The following is a 1529-nucleotide window of genomic DNA, read 5'->3' on the forward strand; positions in this document are numbered from 1 at the left end:
GTTAAATATGTTAAAGCGAATGGTCACGGAAAAGGCCTGAAACCGCATGAGGTTCCAGGCCCTGTGGCAGAATGGGGTAGGGAAAATGTCCGGTTCTCCTAGTATGGGGTCAGTCCTCCATTACGCGTGCCCGGATGATTTTCACGTCCTCCAGCGGCCGGTCGTTGCGGTCGGTGGCAACGGCCTGTATGTGTTTGACGAATTTGAGGCCGGCAGTGACTTCGCCAAACACGGTGTACTGTCCGTCGAGATGGGGCGTTCCGCCCGTGCTGCGGTAAGTGGCGGCCATTTCGGGAGTGTATTCAAGGGCGCCGCCGCTCATGTCGTAAAGACTGTTGCTGAAGCCGGTCCATGCGTCGGCGCTGATGCGTTTGCCCCACACGATGTAGAATTGCGAACCGCTGCTGCAGCGCTGGGGATTGACGTCGTCGCCTTCGCGGGCGGCGGCAACGGCTCCGCGGTAGTGGTAGCGGAAGGGCCAGGCCAGTTCCAGGGGGAGGGTGTAGTCAGGTCCGCCTTCGCCCAGTTGTGCGCCCGGAGCGGCGTTGCGTGAGTCGGGGTCGCCGGTCTGTATCATGAAGTCCTTGATGACGCGGTGGAAGAGCAGGCCGTCGTAATAGCCTTCGCGCACCAGCTTGAGAAAATTGTCGCGGTGGACGGGTGTTTCGTCGAAGAGCGTGACGATGATGGTGCCGGCAGTGGTCTCAAGGGCCACGCGCGGACGTTTTTTCTTGTTTTCGGCCGCAGTGAGGGACAGGAGGCCCGGAAGCGACAGAAGTGTCAGGAGGATGAGGCGCAGATGTGTCATGAAAGTTTTGTGGAATAGGTGGGAGCGTTGCTGGCGGTTATAGGGCATGGCCTGCTATGCGAGGCCTTCGTTGCTGTGGAATGCCTGTTCGGCGGAGTCGGCTCCGGAGGGGTTGTCGTGTTGTGCTGGAATGTCGTTCTTGCGGGCATAACGGCTCACGCTGAGCATCATGCCGAAGTAGACGCAGGTGATGAGCGTGGAGGTGCCGCCGCGGCTGATGAGGGGCAGGGGCTGGCCGGTGATGGGTATGAGGCCTACGGCCACGAGCATGTTGATCATGGCCTGGATGACGAGCAGGAGTGCCAGCCCCATGGTGAGGAAGGCCGGAAAACTGCGCTCGCACCGGCTGGATATGCGGCCGGCCCGGAAGAGGAGGATGATGTAGAGAAAGAGTACGAGCAGGGCGCCGAAAATGCCCATCTCCTCAATGATGATGGCGTAGATGAAGTCGGAGAAAGCCTGCGACAGGTGGTCGCGCTGGTCGGAGTTGCCGGGCATCTTGCCTACGATGTTGCTGGAGGCGATGGCTATGTTGGCGTGGGCCTCCTGGGCGTGTTCCTGCAGGAAGAGGGTGTCGTTGGTGGTTTCCTGGGTGTGGGAGGTGATGCGCGACTTCCAGGTCTCCATGCGGTGGAGGAATCCTACTTCGTCGATGGCTTTCTGTGGAAGGATGGTGACCAGCAGGACAAAGAAGGCTATGATGGTGGCGAAGAAGGCTATG

At 60.0% G+C, this 1529-nt stretch carries 2 protein-coding genes; both read right to left on the minus strand.

All coding sequences use genetic code 11. The features are described 5' to 3' along the window. Nucleotides 1–109 precede the first annotated feature (109 nt). Nucleotides 110–856: a peptidylprolyl isomerase gene (locus C5S62_RS05340; protein ID WP_223301149.1), complete on the minus strand. Its 747-nt coding sequence runs from the start codon at nt 854–856 to the stop codon at nt 110–112. 6 nt (nt 857–862) lie between these two features. Beyond that, on the minus strand, nt 863–1529 hold a 667-nt coding region (locus tag C5S62_RS05345; RefSeq protein ID WP_190311555.1), incomplete at its 5' end, for an FtsW/RodA/SpoVE family cell cycle protein.

The sequence above is a fragment of the Prevotella sp. MGM2 genome, from assembly GCF_002933955.1.
Classification (GTDB): domain Bacteria; phylum Bacteroidota; class Bacteroidia; order Bacteroidales; family Bacteroidaceae; genus Alloprevotella.

Coding starts and splice junctions, on each gene's coding strand:
- C5S62_RS05340 (WP_223301149.1), bottom strand. CDS start 856: ATGCCCTATAACCGCCAGCAACGCTCCCACCTATTCCACAAAACTTTC.